The following is a 17,100-nucleotide window of genomic DNA, read 5'->3' as shown; positions in this document are numbered from 1 at the left end:
TGAAGGTATGAGTGGCGTCCTGTACTTCGACGGCAATTGCGGCATGTGCACGCGCAGCGTCAACTCTCTGATGCGGCGGCAATGGACCGGCGACCTGCACATCGAGCCATTTCAGCGTCCCGGCACGCCGGAGCTCCTCGGCGTCGCGAAAGACGAGATGCTCGAGGCGGCGTGGTGGAAGGACTCATCCGGGGACGTCTACCGCGGCGCCGAAGCGATCAACGCGGCACTGTCGGCCGGGATGGGCAGCCGGATTCCGTTGGGGGTGTACCGCATTCCCGGTGTACGCCAGGTGCAGAACGCCGCCTACCGCTGGGTGGCGAGCCATCGGTACCGGTTCCCGGGCACCACGCCGCACTGCGCGGCACGCCCAGGGGACTGCTGAGCAGTGCCGATGGATCCGGTGACCGCATTGCGCCAGATCGCGTACTACAAGGACCGCGCCCGGGAAGACCCGCGACGGGTGATGGCCTATCGCAACGCCGCCGACATCGTCGAGGCGCTGACCGACGAACAGCGCGAGCGGTTGGGTGCGTCGAACAGCTGGCAGTCATTGCCGGGCGTAGGACCCAAGACCGCGAAGGTGATCGCCCAGGCCTGGGCCGGTCGCGAGCCCGACACCCTCGTCGAATTACGTGCGGCAGCCAAGGATCTCGGGGGCGGCGAGGTGCGCGCCGCGTTGCGGGGCGACCTGCACCTGCATTCGAACTGGTCCGACGGATCGGCCCCGATCGAGGAGATGATGCTGGCCGCGCGCGACCTGGGCCATGAATACTGCGCGCTGACCGACCACTCGCCGCGGCTCAAGATAGCCAACGGGCTGTCGTCCGAACGGCTACGCGAGCAACTCGACGTCATCGACGAGATCCGCGAACTCGTTGCACCCATGCGCATCCTCACGGGGATCGAAGTCGACATCCTCGAAGACGGCTCCCTGGACCAGGAACCCGAGCTGCTGGAACGCCTCGACGTGGTGGTGGCCAGCGTGCACTCCAAGCTCGCCATGGATTCGGCGGCCATGACCCGGCGCATGGTCAAAGCGGTGTCGAATCCGCACACCGACGTCCTCGGACACTGCACCGGCCGGCTGGTCACCGGCGGGCGTGGCATGCGGCCCGAATCGAAATTCGATGCCGGGAAGGTGTTCACCGCCTGTCTCGACCACGGCACCGCCGTCGAGATCAACTCCCGGCCCGAGCGGCGCGATCCACCGACCCGGTTGCTCAGCCTGGCGCTGGAGCTCGGCTGCCTGTTCAGCATCGACACCGATGCCCACGCACCCGGTCAGCTGGATTTTCTCGGCTACGGCGCCCAGCGCGCACTGGAGGCCGAGGTGCCGATCGAGCGGATCGTCAACACCTGGCCCGCCGAAGAGCTGCTGGACTGGGCGTCCCGCTGAGGTTCAGGTTCCCGACGTGAACGGATCATGTTCGGCGAGAAGCTTTTCCATGCGCGCCTCGTCGAGCCGAACCCGCACGGTGGCGGCCTCCTGCTGATCCCGGATCACTTTGGCCAGGGTGAACGAGCTGGTGACGAGGAACAGCACCGACATACCAAGGAACATCCGCTGCCAGATGTCCATCGGCAGGAAAAAGATTCCGCCGAGTACACCGGCGAAACTCATCCCGAAGGCGATGGTGGCCTGTAACGCGAACGCGGCCGTCACTTTCGAGCTGTCATTGAGTGCGATCATGCCCAAAGCCTGACCGAGAATGCGATCTGCCGGATGCGTGAGACTACTCAAATCATCTCGGTCTAAGCTCAGCCGATGCGTGCGGATCTCGGCATCGACACCGTCATCACCCTGCTGGCCGCCGGCCTGATCTTCCTGCTGGCGTTGGTCCTCGGGGTGTGGAAATACCGGCAGATGGCCACCAGCGAGAACCACCTGGCCCACCCGTACGTCGACATCGCCCACCGGGCCGCGCTGCTGTACTCGTTCGCGACGCTGCTGGTTGCGGTGTTCGTCGAACTCAGCGCGTGGCCCACCTGGGTGAACCTCACCGCGGCCATGGTGCTGGTGTTGTTCTTCGTCGTCGCGATCGGCGCCTATATCGAGCACGGTGCCAAACGGGACACCACCAACCAATTCGAAAAGCCAACGGCCGCGCTGCACGCCGGGATGATCGCGCTCATCGTCGGCGAGATCGGCGGCTTCGCCGTGCTGCTCGCGGGATTCGTTGCCGCGCAGTTCTTTTAGTACGGCAGCGTGGGCATCTCCAGGCCCGGATCGCGCCCGACCAGCACGCCGCGGGTCAACATCGCGTTGCCGAACCGCTGACGCACCTCGTCGATGGCGCCGTCGATGGCCACCGGATCTGGCTCCGAGTCAAACGGCAGTTCCAACTGCTGGCTGCCCTGGTGGTCGATGTTGGACACCGCGAACCCGATCAGCGTCAACCCGCGCTCGGCGATCACGGGCGCCGCGGCCGTCACCAGTGCGCGGGCCGCGGCCAGGATCGCGTCGGTGGAGGCGGTGGCCCGGGGCAAGGTGTGCGACCGGGTGGCCCGGCCGAAATCATCGAAACGCAAACGCAATACGACAGTGCGCCCGGTACGTCCGGCCCCACGCATCCGTCGGGTGATGCGGTCGATGAGGTTGACCACCACGACGTCCACCTCCGCGGCGGACATGGTGTTGCCGCGCCGTCCGAGTGCGCGTTGAGCCCCGACGGAACTGCGCCGGACGCCCGTCGTCACCCGTCGTCGATCGATGTTGCGCGACAACGCATACAGCTGTCGCGCCATCGCGCCACCGACCATGGGGCGCAAGGCCGACTCGGGCAGCTCGGCGACATCGGCGACCGTCTCGATACCGTGCGCATGGAGTTTCTCGGCGGTTTTCGCGCCGACACCCCACAGCCGGCGCACCGGCAGCGGGTGCAGGAAAGCCAACTCGCGGTCGGGCGGGACCAGCAGCAGGCCGTCCGGCTTGGCGACCTGGCTGGCCACCTTGGCCAGGAACTTGGTGCGTGCGATCCCGACGGTGATGGGCAACCCCACCTGCGCGCTGACCTGCTCGCGCAGCCGCCGGGCGATCTCTACCGGGGTGCCGGATACCCGGCCCAGGCCGGACACGTCGAGAAACGCCTCATCCACTGACAGCGGCTCCACCACCGGCGTCGTGTCGTGGAAGACCTCGAACACGTGCCGGCTGGCTTCGGTATAGGCCGACATGCGCGGCGGCACCACCACGGCCTGCGGGCACAACGCCCGTGCCTGGCCCCCGCCCATCGCCGTACGCACCCCGAATGCCTTGGCCTCATAACTGGCCGCCAGCACCACCCCGCCGCCCACGATCACCGGGCGCCCGCGCAGCGCGGGATCGTCGCGCTGCTCGACCGATGCGTAGAACGAATCGAGGTCAGCGTGCAGGATGGCCGCACTGTCGGACACGAACATATGTTCGCATAAGCGGCGGACGAGCTAGAAGCCCTCGCCGTAGATGCTGGTCAGCCAGATGTGGGCGAGGGTGTCCACCACGTTGTCGTAGGCGACCGCGGGCTGTTCGGTGCTCAATGCGGCCATCATCGTCCGCTCGTTCATCAGGTTGAGCGAAGTCGCGAGGTCCATGGCGGGGATGGTCTCCGGGGCGGCGCCCCGCTGGCGTTCGGCGGTGATCAGTGAGGCGGTCAGGGCGATCCATTTCTGCATGAGCCCCAGCCAGAACGCGCGGAATTCCGGACTGCTGTTGAGCGCCTCGGTGCCGGCGCGTGCGGTGGCCGGATGTGACGCGAACGAGCTGAAGAAGATCTCGATTCCATGCCGGATCGCCCGCTTGGGGTCGGACGGCATGTCCTCCAGCGCGCTGTCGAAGCCGGTGTCGGCCCGCTTGATCAGTGGATCGATCAGTGACAGCAGGACCGCTTCCTTTGACGGGAAGTAGAAGTAGAACGTCGGGCGGGAGATGCCGGCGCCTTTGGCCAGGTCATCGACCGATATGTCGGCGAACTTCTTGGTTTCCAGCAGCTGCCTGGCAGTCGCGAGAATCGCCGCTTCGCGGTCGTCGCCCGAGGGACGGGCGGCCCGGCGACCGCGCGGCGCGCGCGTCGTGCTGGAGCTGGTCACACCCAGCACCCTAACACCGCGTTGAATTTATCAACAGGGTGTTGACCGGTTCAACACCATGTTGATACCGTCGGTCCCATGAACGAACACTTCGATGTTGTGATCGTCGGCGCCGGCATCTCCGGCATCAGCACGGCCTGGCACCTGCAGGACCGTTGCCCCACCAAGAGCTACGTGATCCTGGAGCGCCGGGAGAACATCGGCGGCACCTGGGACCTGTTCAAGTACCCGGGCATCCGCTCCGACTCGGACATGTTCACCCTGGGGTTCCGGTTCAAGCCATGGGAGTCCGCAAAATCCATCGCCGACGGCCAGTCGATCTGGGACTACATCAACGAAGCCGCCGATGAGTACGGCATCCGCAACCACATCCGCACCGGCCACCGTGTCCTGTCGGTGGACTGGTCGGACGCCGACAACCGCTGGACCGTGAACGTCGAGCACAACGGCGAAGCCAAGCAGATCACCGCGTCGTTCCTGTCGGTGTGCAGCGGCTACTACAACTACGACGAGGGCTACTCGCCCGAGTTCCCGGGAGCCGAAGACTTCAAGGGCCAGATCATCCATCCGCAGCACTGGCCCGAAGATCTCGACTACGCCGGCAAGAACGTGGTCGTGATCGGGTCCGGTGCCACCGCGGTGACACTGATCCCGTCACTGGTCAACGGCGGCGTCGGCCACGTCACGATGCTGCAGCGCTCGCCCACCTACATCGGCTCGCTGCCGCTGGAAGACCCGGTCGCGCTGCGGACCAACAAGTACCTGCCGAAGAACCTGGCGCACTTCGTCAACCGGTGGAAGCAGATCGGCTACAGCACCGGCCAGTACCAGGTCGCCCGCAATTTCCCCGCGGTGTTCAAGAAGGTGCTGCGCCGGATGGCCGAACGCCGGCTGCCCGAGGGCTTCGACTACGACAAGCACTTCAGCCCGCGTTACAACCCGTGGGACGAGCGAGTCTGCCTGGCGCCCAACGGCGATCTGTTCAAGGCCATCCGCTCGGGCAAGGCCGGCGTCGTCACCGACACCATCGAGACCTTCACCGAAACCGGCATCAAGCTGACCTCCGGTGAGGAACTGCAGGCCGACATCATCGTCACCGCGACAGGGCTGAACATGCAGTTGTTCGGCGGGGCGACCGCCAACCGCAACGGTGAGCCGATCGACCTGACCAAGTGCATGACCTACAAGGGCCTGATGCTCTCGGGTGTGCCGAACATGGCCATCACCTTCGGTTACACCAACGCGTCCTGGACTCTCAAGGCCGACCTGGTCTCCGAGTTCATCTGCCGCCTGCTGAACTACATGGATGCCAACGGGTTCGACCGCGTCGAAGCGCAGCACCCCGGTGACGCCGTCGACGAGCTGCCGTTCATGGACTTCACCCCCGGGTACTTCCGGCGGGCCATGGACAGCCTGCCCAAGTCGGGTTCGGAGGCGCCGTGGAAGCTCAAGCAGAACTACTTCTTCGACATGCGCACGATCCGCTACGGCAAGGTCGACGAAGAGGCGCTGATGTTCACCAAACACCGTGCCGCAGTGACGGTTTGACCCGCTCGCGCTAGGGCGTGACGACCACTATGCCGTCCTCGTCGGCATAGGCGATCTCGCCCGGCACGAATGTCACCCCGCCGAAGCTGACCTCGACGTCGCGCTCGCCCTCGCCGGTCTTGGTGCCCTTACGCGGGTTGGTACCCAGCGCCTTGATCCCGACATCGATGGTGCGCAACGCGGCCGCATCGCGCACCGCGCCGTGCACGATCACCCCGGACCAGCCGTTGCCGGCCGCCAGGCCGGCGATGATGTCGCCCACCAGCGCGGTGTGCAGCGAGCCGGTGCCGTCGACCACCAGCACCCCGCCGTTGCCCGGGGTGGACAGGATCGACTTGAGCAGCGCGTTGTCCTGGAAGCAGCGCACCGTGGTGATCGGCCCGGCGAACATGGTCTTGCCGCCGTAGTTCTGAAACTGCAGATCGCAGCTACGGACGTCGGGGTAGATCTCGTCGACCAGGTCAGCGGTGGCGCGGGGTTCGATACTCACCCGGCGATTATCGCAGCCCGCTAGCGGGCGACGCTTTGCACGATGATGTCGTGCACGAACTGGGCCAGGCCCGGCTCGGCGTCGTCGTAGTAGCGGGTGAACCGCTCATCCTCGACGTAGATGGTGGCCAGGCAGACGTGCATGTCGTCACTGCAGTCGTAGAACCGGGAGATATTGGCGCGATGCCGGGCGGCCAGTTCATTGGCCTGGGCAGACCCGGGCGGCACACCGGCGCGCTTCCCCTCGGCCAGTGCGTCGAGCAGCGCGTCGTTCTCGGCCTTGAACTCGATCCAGTCCTGTTTGGTCATCTGAGCGGTGCGCCGGCGGGACTGCCGCCATTCCTCGGTGTCGCCCCAGCGCTCGCGGGCCTCGTCGTCGTGCTCGTCGAAAACGGCACTGCCGAAGATCTCCACCTGCTCCTCGGCGGTCAGCTGGATTCCTCTGTCGTGCGCACTCATCAATTCCTCCACTGCCTTGATGGTCTGCTGCAACTGCCCGACCTGCCCGCACAACAGACTGTGCTGGCGTCGCAGGTGGGCGATCACATCGGCATCCGGATCGTCGAGCAGCGAGCGGATCGTCTCCAGTGCCAGCCCGACGGACCGGTACACCAGCACCAGATGCAAACGCTCCACATCGGCGTCGGTGTAGCCGCGGTAACCCGCCGCGGTACGCACGCTGGGCACCACCAGACCGATGTGGTCGTAGTGGTGCAGGGTCCGTACCGAGGTGCCCGTCAGAGCGGCAACCGTGCCGACGGACCTCACCTGCGGATCTGCGTGCATGACGCCACTATTGACCCTGACGTCGCGTCAGGGTCAAGCCCAGATCAGCTGTCCTCGGAATGCCGCCGGCTCAGCAGAACCAACAGCACCGCCAAAACGCCCACCGCCACCGCCGTGGCGAGCGGGACCTTGGACGACGAAGTCTCGTCCATCGGGACCGGAGCCGAGCCGGACACAGGGTTTGTGGCCGAGGTGACGGTTGACTTGGCTTGTGCGGCAGTCTCTTTGGCGGCCGACGCGACGTCGGGCACTGCCTTGACAGGAGGTGGTGTGGGGGTGCCCTGGGCCGGAGGCTTGGTAGCCGGCGGGGCGGGCTGGGCCTTCTTGGCCGGAGCCTTCTTCGCCGGAGCTTTCTTGGCGGCCTTGGCCGGGGCCTTCTTCGCCGCCGCCTTTTTGGCCGGAGCTTTCTTCGCCGGGGCCTTCTTGGCCGGAGCTTTCGGCGGAGCAGGATCCGCGCCGGCCGCTGACGCTTCGGCCGCCGCCGATTCGGCTGCGGTTTCTGGCTTCTCGGCAGGGTGGTCCTGCTGCTCTGCCATCTGGCTGCTCCTTCGCAGTATCCGGTTTTCCGCGCCAGCGCGGTGGGTCTGGGGCCGGCAGTGTTTCCATCATGCCAGGCGCCGCGTCGGTCACCCCGTGACGGCCAACGCCGCGGCGAGGGTCACCGCAACAGCCATGATGCCCAACTCCACCAGCGAACGGTGCTGTGACAATGCGGCACTGCTGCGGTGTGCCCGTGCCGCGGGCAGCCATTGCGACCTGTTTCGCCAGGCCAGCGCCAACAAGATCACCGTCACGACCACTTTGGCCGCCAATATCCGGCCGTACCCGGTGCCCCACAACTCAGCAGGTGAATTCAACTTGATCGCGGCCCCGGTGGTCCCGGCAATCAGCAGCGCACCCACGCACCACAACGACAACCGGGAGAACCGGGGCAACACTCTGGCCCACTGACCACGGTGCGACACGGTCAGCACCAGCGCCGCCAGCACACCGCACCAGGCGGCTGCGGCCAGGGCATGGACCGCCACAGCCATCCCACCGATCGGGCTCTCCGAAAGATGCCCGGTCAGCGTGCGGGCGGCCATCCCGACGGCCGCGAGGCCGACAATCGGGACCGTGGTGGCGACACCTCGCCCAACCGCGATGGCCACCACGCCCACAATGAGGGCCGCCGCGATGCCCACCAACCCCGAGCGGCCCGTGGCGGTGTGCAGGCAAAAGTCAGACAGGGTGCGTACGCCGATCTGCCAGAACCCGACGCCCGCGGTCTGCGTGGCCTCCACAGTCAGCCGCACCAGCTCGGCGAGCAGCCAGACGGCCGCAGCCAGCGCCAGTGGGCCGGCCGCCCGCCGGCCCAACTCGGCCCGGTAACGGTCAGACTCCAGCAGTGGCACCGCCGCCAGGCCGAGGGTGACGATGGCCGCACAGTCGGCCAGCGCCCGGATCAATGCACCGGTCACCGTTGGCGCCGGACCGCCCACCACGCTCCGCCGCCCACCAGCACGACGGCGATCAGGACGAACGGCCACACCACCAGGCCGCCGTCGGACTGCGCCGGCGACGAGGCAGCGGCCCCCGGGGTGCCCGTGCCGGCAACCGTCAGGTCAAACGACCAGGAACCCGAGACCACGTGGCCGTCGGCGGAGGTCACCCGGTAGTTCACGGTGTACGTGCCCGCCGGGCCGAGGGGGCGGACCCCCACACTGATCACAGCCCCGGCCACCGTCGGGTCCCCCTGCGACCACAGGTTGCGGTCCGGACCGACGACGGTCATGTTGGCGAAGGCCGGTTGCAGGGCCTCGTTGAAGGTGGCACTCACGCGCGGCGGGGACGTGCTGAGAGCCGCGTGTTCGGCCGGTTCGGACGCGATGCGGGTGGCGTGCGCCGATGCTGCGGGCGCCCCGGCCAACGCCGAGGCGGCCAGCACCAGGCCGGCCAGAGACACGGCCAGCAGCCTGCTCATGACCGGCGCCTGTTCAACAGACCCACCACCACGGCGATGGCCGCGAGGATCAACGCCCCGCCTGCCAGCCAGCGCGCCGAGTTGTCGGCGGCGCCCGCGGGCTGGGCGGCAGCCGGAGCGGGCTGACTCGGGGCCGGCGGCGTCTCGGTTCCATGCTCGGTGTGCGCCCCCTCGGGCGGTGTACCGGTGAGGGCCAACTGCGGTGCGGGATGCTCGGGCTCGCTGCCATCGGGCAGGGGCGCCTGATCCCAGTGCACCACGGTGCCGTCGGAATACGTCTGGGTGGCAGGGAAAGTCGCGGTGTCGGAGTTCGGCAACTTGACCGAGACCCGGAACAACGCGAACTGCTCGGGGGAGATCCCCACGCCGGGGGCGGCCGTCCAGGTCACCGATCGGACCGTGCCCGCGGCGGTATCCCGGTCGAGCTTGGCTGTCCAACCCGGCATCACCTCGGTACGCGCCGAAGTCAGATCGGGCAGGTCGATCTTCAATTGCGTTGTGAGCGCGCCGGTATCGGACTCGCCGGGCACCTTGAACGTAAGGACCGAGGTGGTCCCCGGAGTCGGATTCTCGGCGTCGACGTGGACGTGGGCCCACGCCGGTGCGGCGGTGAGCACACCGGTGATCGCTACTGCCGCAGTGGTGAGCAGGGCGCGCGAGGACGCCCCGGTCAGAAGATGCATTTCTGGTGTCTTTCTGGAATTGGTGGGACGGTCAGGCTCTGACGCCGACCGGTGGACCCCGGTCCGACACCGAAGCGGCCAGAAAGCGGGCCGAGTGACGCGGCTGGTCGGCGCTGCGCGCCGACGCGTGCACCGTCGCCACGGGTAGGCCACGGACTGCCCGCGCCACCGCCCGCACCGCCCGCGATACGGCGCTGCACAGCCGCGCGCCGCAGGTGATCAGGCCGGCACCGAGCGACACCGCCAGCAGATGCGCGACCAGCATGGCCAAGCCCGGATCAGCACTGTGCGAGTGACCTGCCGTGGTCAAGAGCGCGTGGGCCAGCAGCTGGCCGGTGCCCAGCAGCCCCCACACCACCGCGGTACGGTTCGCGCACGTCGCGGCGGAGGCCACTGCCCCCAGCGTCACCGCGAGGATCACGAGCTGGGCCGCCACCGCCCCACCCGGCAGGCCACCGCCGGCGAGCCCGTGGGCGGCGACCGCCAGTGCCGCGGTGAGGGAGCCGACGGCCGTACTGCGCAGCGGGGCTGCGGAGTCACGGGCGCCGGTCATGGACGTGGGCTCAGACCAGTCCCAGTCGAGCCATCAGATCGGCGTCGATGCCGTCGAGCTGGGCGGCGATCGCCGCGTGGGCACCGCGGCGACGTGCCGTCGGCATGTTCTCGGCCGCCGTCACCGCGGCGGCCAGGTCGGAGAGCCGTTCGTTGATCGCCGTGACGAACTGCTTGGTCTCGGCATCCTTGGGCTTCTTCTCAGCGACCTGGCGCAGGGTCTGCTCGGCACCGGAAATGCGTGCGGACAGCTCGGCGCCGTGCCCGGAGAACTGACCGAGCTGGGCCAGCGGGACGCCGAGGCGATCGGCCCGACGCTCGTCCAGGGCACCCCGGGCTGCTGTGGCGGCACGGTAGATCAACGGCACCAGGACCGGCGCCAGCAAACGTGTGACGGTGAGCAGGCGACGAATCCTGGCGGGGGCCAGCAGCCGTCCCTCCCGGGCAGCTTTCAACTCGGCCTCGGCCACTTTGAGGGCTGCGCGGTCGCTGTCCCGCTGCGTCTTGACCTGAGCTTTGAGGGCCCGTTCCGCCGATTTTCGATCGGACTTGATGCGACGAGCCTCGTTCTTTGCGGTGAGCCGGGCTTCCAGCTTGGCCTTGGCCTTGATGGCGCGGGCTTCGGCGCGGCGGGTGGCGCGGCTTTTTCGTCGCGTGAACAGGCCCATTCCGGTTGCCTCCCGGTCAATTCGTCGTGTGTTCGTGGTCACCGCAGAAGTGCTGCAGACCCACAGTATCGTCCAGTGGATTTGCTCCGCCGTGCCTCCCCGCGATCGCGGCGGGTAATCGCCTCAGCTAGCAAATTTCGACTGCCTCTTTGTGCAAGAATCGAATTCATCAACGAAGCTTGCGGGCGGTGCGCGAAAGGGTGGTGACAACGTGCGTTCGCGGTTGCGCGTCGCCGCCTCGACCGGTCTGGTGCTTACGGGCCTGATCACCGCCGGTGTCGGAGGGGCACTGGCGTTTGCCGATCCGGACCGTGGCCGGTCCGACAGCGGGTCAGGCTCGTCGAACGGTGTCGGCAAGGGGCACGACGGGCACGACGGCAAGGATCGCGGGCGCGGCCACGAGCGCGACGGCGATTCGCATGGCGAAGACGACGGCAGCAGCGCCACATCGGGCCCGCACACGTCGCACAAACCCACGAAGACGTCAGGCGAGCCGACCAAGGCGACCGGTAGGCCGACGAAGACAACAGGCAAACCGACGAAGATAACCGGCACATTGACGAAGACGACCGGCAAACCGACCAAGACCGAAGAGCCCGGCGAGTCGTCGCAACCGTCCGGCACCCATACCCCCACGCAAACTGGGACCGGCACCGCAACCAACACCGAGACGCCCCCGAGCACCGAGCCCTCGGAGTCCCAGACACCGACGACTTCGGGCACCGTCGAGACGTCCACCTCGGTCTCCACGACGTCTGCCACCACCACCGGGACGACTTCGCGCACGACCGAGACGACTTCGCGCACGACCGAGACGACTTCGCGCACGACCGAGACGACGACGACCGTGGTCGGCGGCGCCGCCGGCGGTGGCCGTGGCGGCGGGGGAGGCGGAGCGCCCGCTCCGTTCAACTATCCGCGGTTGCCGGACATGCTGTTGCCCCCGCCCCAGGCGCAGGCACCGGCGCCGGACGTGGCGGCACCGCCGCCGCCAGGCCTGGCCGCAGCGGCCGGGCTGGCCACGATTCCGGCTCCGGTCGTCGTGCTGCCGGTGATCGTGCCGCCGCTCGCGGTGCCGTTGGCCGGCCCCGGCTCCGACGATGGGCCGCGGTCGGGTCCGGGATCGAGACCTGACATGCAGCCGTCCACCAAGATGCGGACCGAGGCGGGGCCGCCCGCGGCCGTAGGGTTGGACGCCGCCACCCCACCGGTGTCCTTCCGGGCCGGCTATGCGGACTACCTACGTACCGCGAACACCATGGAGATAGCGGCGATGGCAATGCCCGGTGTGACCGGGATGATGGCGCTGACCGGCCTGGGTGGGCTCGTAGGTTACCGGCAGGCGAAAGCTGGCCGTACCGTCCGAATCGACGCCAGCCGGTTCATGCGTTAGGAACGACCGTGCTACGAAAGGGTGGAAAGGGGGATCATGTCAGCCAGTCGAAGCGTCACGCGCGCTGTGAACGAGGTTCTCGACCTCGCCCCTCGGCAGGGTGAGATCACGTTGACCCGCCTGGTCGACGCGGTGAGCGCCGACCGCGGTCGGCCGATCGAGCTGACCATGGCCGAACTTCCCCCGGGAGTCTGCGGGCAGTGGCGGCAATACGCCGACCGCGATGTGTTCCTCATCCAGCAGGGGTTGCCGGCCTGGGATCGCACCCTGGCCCACGAGCTCGGCCACCTGGTGTTGGGCCACGAGGGCATATCGATCGTCGATGCGGCCGCCGCCTCCGCCGAGGTGGCCACGTCCGACCTGATCAGTTACATGCTCAACCAGCGCACCGGCTGTATGGGGCCCAACGGCGAGGACATCGAACAGGAGGCCGAGGACTTCGCGGCGCTGCTGCTGTACCGGCTCGGCCGCCTGCCCTCCGATCGGTCGTCGATCGTCCAGGTTCGCCTCGGAGAGGCGTTTGGTTGATCGTCTGGGTGATCGCCGGCCTCCTCGGCTTGGCAACCGGCCTGCGCATCGGTTGGGCACTGGTCAACAAGCAGTCCCTGGTGAGCTCCGCAATGATCCTGTCGTTGGGCAGCCTCGGCGTCGTCGCGGCCCTCAACTGGCAGCCCCTCGCCCTGCTGATCGACACGGTGGTGCACTGGCCCAACATCGCCGCGGGGCTCAGCCAGGTCGCCCTGATCGGGTGTGCGGCCGGCAGTTGCGTGATGATCACGACGGCGTCGTCAGGTCATTCGGCCGCACTCACCCGCCGTATCGCGTTGATCCAGTACGGCGTGGCCGGTGTCGTCGCCGTCATCAGCCTGGTGATCTTCTTCCGGGCCGGCCGGCAGCCAGAGATGTCGCCGTCGGAGTACCTGCAGCGCGATCTCGGGTCGAACGGCGCTTCATGGCTGTTGCCGCTGCTCTACGTGTTCCTTGCCCTGACCCTGGTGGCGTGGGCCGGCCTTCGCTACTCGAACCGCAGTCGGCGTGGGCGCGCGTTGTTCCTGTTCACGGTCGGCATGGTGCTGATCGTGGCTGCCAGTGGCTTCGTCCTGCTCCGGGCCGCGGGTCGGATCGAGCCGGTCGGTGTCGGTGTGGCGGCAACCATGCTCGGGTGTGCGATGGTCATCGTCGCCGCCGGATCGCTGCTGCCGAGCGTCGAAGACTGGTTCGGCGCCCGACAGGAATTGCGGACCATCAAACCACTGTTGAATGAGCTGGCCCGGCGTCAGCCCGACGTCGGCATCGGGGTGCGTCCGCGCGGACCACTTGTTTTTCGCGTGGCCGAACGGATGTCGCTGATCTCCGACGCCCTCTACCTGGAAGCGACCGCTGCCGACGCCCGCCGGCACGAAATCGCCGGGTCCCGTGGCGCAGGCGGATCAAGCGACACAACGCAATTCGGTGATATCGAGCGACCTCAGGTGCCGCCCCGCGATCAGGCGCACGCCGTCGCGCAGTGGATCTACGACACCCGCGAGGGGGATGAGGTTTCAGCCTTCCCGGGGCTGGCGTGGCTCAGCCAGCCCGAGTCGTACTCGGACCGGGAATGGATTCTGGCGATAGCCGCGCAGTACCGGGAATTGGACCGCGGGGCAGCGCGCAGCTGAAACCCGCGCAAGTGGGATTCACCGAAATGACCCCCACTGACGTGGGTTTCAGCGCGTAGAGACGCCAGGAGGAATCGACGAATCAGTCGTCGAGGTGTTCCCGGCGGCGCAGCTCGTCGACCTTCTGAACCAGGTCCTGCTGAGCTTCGTTGGACAACCCGACGGTACGGGCGGCGATCCGGCGGACCCCTTCGTCACGCATGCTGGCCAGCCAGGTCAGCTCCTTGTCGAGCTTCTCGTAGTACTCGTCGTCGGTGAAATAGGCCGGCTTGATCCGGAAGAAATTGGCAAGTGCGGCCATGGTTGCCACCGACGGGTTGGTTCGGTTGCCCGAACGCAGCTGCGACAGGTACGGAGCCGACATGGTGACGCCCTCCGACTTCAGCGCGGCGATCACCTCGGCGGACGTGTGGGGTCCGCGCCCGGGCGGATAAACCGTGTCGAACAGGCGGTTCAGGCGGGCGGCGAACGTCTTGCTCATCGATTTGTCCTCCACATGCTTCAGAGCGGTACGAATAGGCGGCGTATTTGCTGACTATGGTAGCGAGTGTTGTGACGACAACCAAGTGCAAACGCCACAAAAGTTAAACGAGCTTTGTGTTTTGGCAGTCCCTGCCACAGAAACGGAAGGCTTCGCCATGGGGGAAGGCGGGATTGCGTCGTCTGCCAATGCAAAAGGTGACGGTCGCGTTGTATTGAGTGCGGTGAGCTGCGCGCACGGTGGCTCTCGATCATGATCAACTTCTGAGCCGGCAACCGTCGCAGTGCCGTGACTAGGGAAAACACATATTTGCTGTAGCGCGGGTCCCGGGCGGCGCCAGATTGCGCGGGGCGCCCTTGTCGAACGACGTGGAACACGTTACAGCTTGAGCGATGGAATGAGCATCGGCCCCCTTGCATGCGATAGCCAGACGGCCGCGGAAGGATTCCGGCGCCGATTCCAGGCGGGGTTGCGGGACGGAAACGGCCGCCGGTGCGGGCCGTCGTGGGACAAGCGTCGACACAAAAGAGGCGGCGGCCAGGGTTGCGGTGGGGTGCCACGGCTATCGAACGCCCGGTGCGGGAAGCCGGCAGCGTCGAGGTTGCGGGCGACGCTGGCGCCTGCGGCTGCGGACATGACGACCTTTCGACACACACCGCTGATATGTGCCGCTCGCGCGGCGCTCTTACACGGCCGAAGGCCTCGCCCACCGCATCGCGAGTGGTCGACCGGGCGTACGCCGGCATGTCGACGCGACGATTGCGGGCTGCTGCCCTTCGCTGATCTTGAGGACCCTAGCCGCTGTCGGCCGAACGCGCTACGTTTCCTATCTTTTTCGGGTAGCCGGATTCTCCCGGCTGGAGAGGATGTCCCTCAACTGGCAGAGTTACGCCGCCAGGAGCATTGCCAGGATGGCAGTGTCGGGGTGACTGATCGGATCGACCCCCACACGGCTGACCACCGACGTGACCGTGCCGTCGGATTCGGCTTCGACCCAGGCCGCCCGGTGTTCGAGCCCGAGATGCGGAAGTCCCGGCAGCAGTACACATCCCGAAGCTGCTCCGGCGCATTCCGGAAGGGATGGAGTGGTTTCCGACGGCGGATGCAACATCAACAGGGCCGGCGGTTGATGCTCGGCGAAATACCCGGGTGGAACCGCGGATTCGCCCACCACCGGACCTTCGGCGATGACCAGGCCCACCGTGCCGGGCTGGGGCTGTTCCGGCAACTCCTCGCGAACTCCGAAAACCGTTGTGGTGGAAAGTAATCCTGGAAGTGAAGCGATGCGCACGGTGACCATGAGAAGCTGCGCCCACTCTTTGGTGGAATCGGGCCACCGCCCGGAGACCACGAAGCCCTTGAGGGCGCCGCCGGAATGAAAGGGCGCGATCTCGATCGCCCTGCCGGACCCCGTCGTATCCATATCGCCTCCGGGACATCGGTGTTGGACCACCGGCTGATCGGTGCTCCGACACGTCTGTGGGTCGATCAGATCAGAATGCGACAGCCACCGCAGGTGTGCAAGGCGACACGGCCCAGAAATGAGGGCGGGGCGCCACGCGATCCGCGCGACGCCCCTTGGTGAGAGATCGGGAAACCGATCCAGCCCTCAATCGGACCGAACCGGGACTAGCCGAAGATCAGGCCGTTGGTCTTGGAGGTGGCGGCCGCGTAGCGGTTCTGCACGTCCTCCCAGTTGACCACATTCCAGAACGCCTTGACGTAGTCGGCCTTGACGTTCTTGTACTGCAGGTAGAAGGCGTGCTCCCACATGTCGACCTGCAGCAGCGGAATGATGCCGAGCGGCACGTTGGCCTGCTGGTCGTAGAGCTGGAAGGTCAGCAGGCGATCGCCGAGGCTGTCGTAGCCGAGCACGGCCCAGCCCGAACCCTGCAGTCCGTTGGCGGCGGCGGTGAACTGCGCCTGGAACTTGTCGAACGACCCGAACTGGTCGTCGATCGCCGCGGCCAGGTCGCCGGTGGGTTTGTCACCACCGTTGGGGGACAGGTTCTTCCACCAGATCGAGTGGTTCACATGGCCGCCGAGGTGGAAGGCCAGGTTCTTCTCGTTGAGGAAGATCGCGGCGTGGTCGCCGTTGGCCCGCGCCTCGTCGAGCTTGGCTACGGCGTCGTTGACGCCCTTCACATAGGCGGCATGGTGCTTGCTGTGGTGGAGCTCGTTGATCTGCCCGGAGATGTGGGGCTCCAGCGCTCCGTAGTCGTAATCCAGGTCCGGCAAGGTGTATTCAGCCACGAGATTCCTTCCTCATTATCGATCGATGGAGCCAGGCTTCAACGATCCTGACGTTCGACACTCAAGATCGCTGCCAACATTGCTCCATCGCAGGGCGCACCGCAAGGACGCGCGTGCCGCCCCCACGTATACCCGATGACGGTCAGAACAAGACGATCACGGCGAGCACGCCGAGCAACAGCAGCGCGATCACGCTGGCCCGGAGAAAGGCCATCAGCTGGTTACGGGTGTGCAAATGTCCGGATGAATGCCATTCGGGCTGCGAAAACGCTGATCCCGATCCGATCGGATGCGACGCCATCAAACACTCCTGACCTGCACGATCAATCCTTGCCCCCCAGTGAGTTCTGTCACAACAGCTCGTGTGACGCCGATCATAGACCCTGTAATGGTCGAGCGAAAATCGGCCACCGCGTCAGCCGATGACGGGCCGCGTTTAGCCGAATGCTTAATTTCGCTCCGGGTCGGCGACGGTTGTTGATCGCCGGTGCGCGCACCCCAGGGTTATCCACAGTTTTGGACAGCTACCGCACAGTAACCCCCACCTCGGGGCTTTTC

At 66.8% G+C, this 17,100-nt stretch carries 22 protein-coding genes; 7 read left to right on the top strand and 15 right to left on the bottom strand.

Annotation, left to right across the window (positions count from 1 at the left end; all coding sequences use genetic code 11):
• Nucleotides 1-7 precede the first annotated feature (7 nt).
• Both E0T84_RS28480 and E0T84_RS28475 read left to right on the top strand, forming a co-directional pair.
• Complete coding sequence (locus E0T84_RS28480) at nt 8-385, top strand: thiol-disulfide oxidoreductase DCC family protein (protein ID WP_138746142.1); 378 nt, start codon at nt 8-10, stop codon at nt 383-385.
• 9 nt (nt 386-394) lie between these two features.
• Nucleotides 395-1,399, top strand: a complete 1,005-nt coding sequence (locus E0T84_RS28475; protein WP_138746141.1) for a PHP domain-containing protein — start codon at nt 395-397, stop codon at nt 1,397-1,399.
• Between the two features lie 3 nt (nt 1,400-1,402).
• Here E0T84_RS28475 and E0T84_RS28470 read toward each other — a convergent pair whose 3' ends face one another.
• Nucleotides 1,403-1,693 carry a YiaA/YiaB family inner membrane protein gene (locus tag E0T84_RS28470; protein WP_138746140.1) on the bottom strand — a complete coding sequence of 97 codons (291 nt, stop codon included), beginning with the start codon at nt 1,691-1,693 and terminating at the stop codon, nt 1,403-1,405.
• 75 nt (nt 1,694-1,768) lie between these two features.
• Between E0T84_RS28470 and E0T84_RS28465 the strand changes: the two genes are divergently transcribed.
• Complete coding sequence (locus E0T84_RS28465) at nt 1,769-2,200, top strand: hypothetical protein (RefSeq protein ID WP_138746139.1); 432 nt, start codon at nt 1,769-1,771, stop codon at nt 2,198-2,200.
• Here E0T84_RS28465 and dinB read toward each other — a convergent pair.
• Nucleotides 2,197-3,402, bottom strand: a complete 1,206-nt coding sequence (gene dinB, locus E0T84_RS28460) for a DNA polymerase IV (protein WP_138746138.1) — start codon at nt 3,400-3,402, stop codon at nt 2,197-2,199. The genes E0T84_RS28465 and dinB overlap by 4 nt on opposite strands.
• Nucleotides 3,403-3,426: 24 nt before the next feature.
• Nucleotides 3,427-4,068: a TetR/AcrR family transcriptional regulator gene (locus tag E0T84_RS28455; RefSeq protein WP_070185109.1), complete on the bottom strand. Its 642-nt coding sequence runs from the start codon at nt 4,066-4,068 to the stop codon at nt 3,427-3,429.
• Nucleotides 4,069-4,146: 78 nt separating this feature from the next.
• Here E0T84_RS28455 and E0T84_RS28450 point away from each other — a divergent pair, with 78 nt between their 5' ends.
• Nucleotides 4,147-5,616, top strand: coding sequence for an NAD(P)/FAD-dependent oxidoreductase (locus E0T84_RS28450; protein ID WP_138746137.1), 1,470 nt, complete (start codon nt 4,147-4,149; stop codon nt 5,614-5,616).
• Between the two features lie 10 nt (nt 5,617-5,626).
• On the opposite strand, the gene rraA is transcribed toward E0T84_RS28450, so the two are convergent.
• From rraA to E0T84_RS28410, 8 genes are all read right to left on the bottom strand, one after another.
• Nucleotides 5,627-6,106 carry a ribonuclease E activity regulator RraA gene (gene rraA, locus E0T84_RS28445; protein ID WP_138746136.1) on the bottom strand — a complete coding sequence of 160 codons (480 nt, stop codon included), beginning with the start codon at nt 6,104-6,106 and terminating at the stop codon, nt 5,627-5,629.
• A gap of 20 nt (nt 6,107-6,126) precedes the next feature.
• A complete protein-coding gene (locus E0T84_RS28440; protein WP_138746135.1) occupies nt 6,127-6,891 on the bottom strand; it encodes a MerR family transcriptional regulator in 765 nt (254 codons plus the stop codon).
• Nucleotides 6,892-6,935: 44 nt separating this feature from the next.
• Complete coding sequence (locus E0T84_RS28435) at nt 6,936-7,427, bottom strand: hypothetical protein (protein ID WP_138746134.1); 492 nt, start codon at nt 7,425-7,427, stop codon at nt 6,936-6,938.
• A gap of 90 nt (nt 7,428-7,517) precedes the next feature.
• Entirely contained in the window at nt 7,518-8,420 is a 903-nt protein-coding gene (locus E0T84_RS28430) for a copper resistance D family protein (protein ID WP_138746133.1), read from the bottom strand.
• Nucleotides 8,348-8,854 (bottom strand): copper resistance CopC family protein, encoded by a 507-nt coding sequence (locus tag E0T84_RS28425; protein ID WP_138746132.1) that lies wholly within the window; start codon nt 8,852-8,854, stop codon nt 8,348-8,350. Before E0T84_RS28425 ends, E0T84_RS28430 begins: the two co-directional genes overlap by 73 nt.
• Nucleotides 8,851-9,537, bottom strand: a complete 687-nt coding sequence (locus E0T84_RS28420; RefSeq protein ID WP_138746131.1) for a YcnI family protein — start codon at nt 9,535-9,537, stop codon at nt 8,851-8,853. The genes E0T84_RS28425 and E0T84_RS28420 overlap by 4 nt, the downstream gene beginning before the upstream one ends.
• A 31-nt stretch (nt 9,538-9,568) precedes the next feature.
• Nucleotides 9,569-10,090: a hypothetical protein gene (locus E0T84_RS28415; protein ID WP_138746130.1), complete on the bottom strand. Its 522-nt coding sequence runs from the start codon at nt 10,088-10,090 to the stop codon at nt 9,569-9,571.
• 10 nt (nt 10,091-10,100) lie between these two features.
• Complete coding sequence (locus tag E0T84_RS28410) at nt 10,101-10,757, bottom strand: DUF6474 family protein (RefSeq protein ID WP_138746152.1); 657 nt, start codon at nt 10,755-10,757, stop codon at nt 10,101-10,103.
• 211 nt (nt 10,758-10,968) lie between these two features.
• On the opposite strand from E0T84_RS28410, the gene E0T84_RS32495 reads away from it, so the two are divergent.
• The 3 genes from E0T84_RS32495 to E0T84_RS28395 are packed head-to-tail and all read left to right on the top strand — an operon-like array spanning nt 10,969 to nt 13,808.
• A complete protein-coding gene (locus E0T84_RS32495; protein ID WP_249383769.1) occupies nt 10,969-12,150 on the top strand; it encodes a hypothetical protein in 1,182 nt (393 codons plus the stop codon).
• 36 nt (nt 12,151-12,186) lie between these two features.
• On the top strand, nt 12,187-12,678 hold the full coding sequence (locus E0T84_RS28400) for an ImmA/IrrE family metallo-endopeptidase (RefSeq protein WP_070185080.1): 492 nt from the start codon (nt 12,187-12,189) through the stop codon (nt 12,676-12,678).
• On the top strand, nt 12,675-13,808 hold the full coding sequence (locus E0T84_RS28395; protein ID WP_138746129.1) for a hypothetical protein: 1,134 nt from the start codon (nt 12,675-12,677) through the stop codon (nt 13,806-13,808). Before E0T84_RS28400 ends, E0T84_RS28395 begins: the two co-directional genes overlap by 4 nt.
• An 82-nt stretch (nt 13,809-13,890) precedes the next feature.
• Here the strand turns inward: E0T84_RS28395 and E0T84_RS28390 are convergent, their stop codons facing one another.
• The 4 genes from E0T84_RS28390 to E0T84_RS31995 all read right to left on the bottom strand — a co-directional run bounded on the left by E0T84_RS28390 (nt 13,891) and on the right by E0T84_RS31995 (nt 16,843).
• Nucleotides 13,891-14,289 (bottom strand): transcriptional regulator, encoded by a 399-nt coding sequence (locus tag E0T84_RS28390; RefSeq protein WP_070185106.1) that lies wholly within the window; start codon nt 14,287-14,289, stop codon nt 13,891-13,893.
• Between the two features lie 886 nt (nt 14,290-15,175).
• Nucleotides 15,176-15,712, bottom strand: a complete 537-nt coding sequence (locus E0T84_RS28385; RefSeq protein WP_070185078.1) for a peptidase — start codon at nt 15,710-15,712, stop codon at nt 15,176-15,178.
• Nucleotides 15,713-15,918: 206 nt separating this feature from the next.
• On the bottom strand, nt 15,919-16,542 hold the full coding sequence (locus E0T84_RS28380; protein WP_003883955.1) for a superoxide dismutase: 624 nt from the start codon (nt 16,540-16,542) through the stop codon (nt 15,919-15,921).
• A gap of 142 nt (nt 16,543-16,684) precedes the next feature.
• Entirely contained in the window at nt 16,685-16,843 is a 159-nt protein-coding gene (locus E0T84_RS31995) for a hypothetical protein (RefSeq protein WP_165688699.1), read from the bottom strand.
• Nucleotides 16,844-17,100: the final 257 nt, after the last annotated feature.

The sequence above is a fragment of the Mycobacterium sp. DBP42 genome (genome assembly GCF_005924235.1).
Classification (GTDB): domain Bacteria; phylum Actinomycetota; class Actinomycetes; order Mycobacteriales; family Mycobacteriaceae; genus Mycobacterium; species Mycobacterium syngnathidarum.
Note: the sequence above shows the minus strand (reverse complement) of the source record. Positions and strands in the feature narration are given on the sequence as shown.

Excerpts from the sequence above, each read along its gene's own strand:
- E0T84_RS28480 (WP_138746142.1), top strand. The coding sequence starts at position 8 with ATGAGTGGCGTCCTGTACTTCGACGGCAATTGCGGCATGTGCACGCGC.
- E0T84_RS28475 (WP_138746141.1), top strand. The coding sequence starts at position 395 with ATGGATCCGGTGACCGCATTGCGCCAGATCGCGTACTACAAGGACCGC.
- E0T84_RS28470 (WP_138746140.1), bottom strand. The coding sequence starts at position 1,693 with ATGATCGCACTCAATGACAGCTCGAAAGTGACGGCCGCGTTCGCGTTA.
- E0T84_RS28465 (WP_138746139.1), top strand. The coding sequence starts at position 1,769 with ATGCGTGCGGATCTCGGCATCGACACCGTCATCACCCTGCTGGCCGCC.
- dinB (WP_138746138.1), bottom strand. The coding sequence starts at position 3,402 with ATGTTCGTGTCCGACAGTGCGGCCATCCTGCACGCTGACCTCGATTCG.
- E0T84_RS28450 (WP_138746137.1), top strand. The coding sequence starts at position 4,147 with ATGAACGAACACTTCGATGTTGTGATCGTCGGCGCCGGCATCTCCGGC.
- E0T84_RS28440 (WP_138746135.1), bottom strand. The coding sequence starts at position 6,891 with ATGCACGCAGATCCGCAGGTGAGGTCCGTCGGCACGGTTGCCGCTCTG.
- E0T84_RS28435 (WP_138746134.1), bottom strand. The coding sequence starts at position 7,427 with ATGGCAGAGCAGCAGGACCACCCTGCCGAGAAGCCAGAAACCGCAGCC.
- E0T84_RS28425 (WP_138746132.1), bottom strand. The coding sequence starts at position 8,854 with ATGAGCAGGCTGCTGGCCGTGTCTCTGGCCGGCCTGGTGCTGGCCGCC.
- E0T84_RS28420 (WP_138746131.1), bottom strand. The coding sequence starts at position 9,537 with ATGCATCTTCTGACCGGGGCGTCCTCGCGCGCCCTGCTCACCACTGCG.
- E0T84_RS28415 (WP_138746130.1), bottom strand. The coding sequence starts at position 10,090 with ATGACCGGCGCCCGTGACTCCGCAGCCCCGCTGCGCAGTACGGCCGTC.
- E0T84_RS28410 (WP_138746152.1), bottom strand. The coding sequence starts at position 10,757 with ATGGGCCTGTTCACGCGACGAAAAAGCCGCGCCACCCGCCGCGCCGAA.
- E0T84_RS28400 (WP_070185080.1), top strand. The coding sequence starts at position 12,187 with ATGTCAGCCAGTCGAAGCGTCACGCGCGCTGTGAACGAGGTTCTCGAC.
- E0T84_RS28390 (WP_070185106.1), bottom strand. The coding sequence starts at position 14,289 with ATGAGCAAGACGTTCGCCGCCCGCCTGAACCGCCTGTTCGACACGGTT.
- E0T84_RS28385 (WP_070185078.1), bottom strand. The coding sequence starts at position 15,712 with ATGGATACGACGGGGTCCGGCAGGGCGATCGAGATCGCGCCCTTTCAT.
- E0T84_RS31995 (WP_165688699.1), bottom strand. The coding sequence starts at position 16,843 with ATGGCGTCGCATCCGATCGGATCGGGATCAGCGTTTTCGCAGCCCGAA.